The sequence below is a fragment of the Kitasatospora sp. NPDC054939 genome, from assembly GCF_053610105.1.
The window spans coordinates 1,368-2,020 of the sequence record NZ_JBSGXP010000276.1 but is presented as its reverse complement, the minus strand read 5'-3'; the positions used below and the strand labels follow the sequence as shown (position 1 = coordinate 2,020).

General features: G+C 43.8%; 1 protein-coding gene. It reads left to right on the top strand.

The window, feature by feature from the left end; translation table 11 throughout:
* Positions 1–84 precede the first annotated feature (84 nt).
* On the top strand, positions 85–612 hold the full coding sequence (locus tag ACWGB8_RS38075) for a Holliday junction resolvase RecU (RefSeq protein WP_213377478.1): 528 nt from the start codon (positions 85–87) through the stop codon (positions 610–612).
* Positions 613–653 lie beyond the last annotated feature (41 nt).

Below are 653 nucleotides of genomic sequence, written 5' to 3'. Positions count from 1 at the left end.
GAGTTTATTATTAAGTATGTCGAATGTACGTCTTCGTTTCGGGCTTGCCGCTTATAACAGACACACTATTTGCCATGTATCTAAATTATCAATTACGCAAACAGAGGAAAGGGCCTTCAGCTACTTGTAAACCAAACAAACGCCGTATATAAGCATAAGGGCTGGGCGCTAGTGGACGAAGTAGCAACGCCAACAAAGAATATACGCGGCCGGATCGTGTACGAGAAGAAAAGCACCGTTGACTATGTAGGGATAGCCCAGGGGCGTGGAATCGCGTTTGATGCGAAGGCAACACAAATAAACACACGGTTTGAATTGAAGAACGTCCATGATCACCAAGTCGAATACCTTAAACGGTTCATGGATCAAGGCGGCATATCATTCCTATTAATTGAATTTTCAAAATTGAGGGAATTTTACTTTGTGAGAATGCCGTTTTTCCTGAAGTATTGGGAAGCAGCCAAAGACAACGGCCCGAAGTCGATTCCATACCAGGACATCTATCTTAATTGCGATCCAATCAGAACAAGGCGGGGCGTTCCCCTTGATTACCTAGAATTATGCTTTCAGAATGTCGAAAAAAGTAAAGATTTGTCGAAAATAGGGGGCTGAGAAGATGGCGCGGCGTGTAGTTCAGTGGGAGGCAACTAATT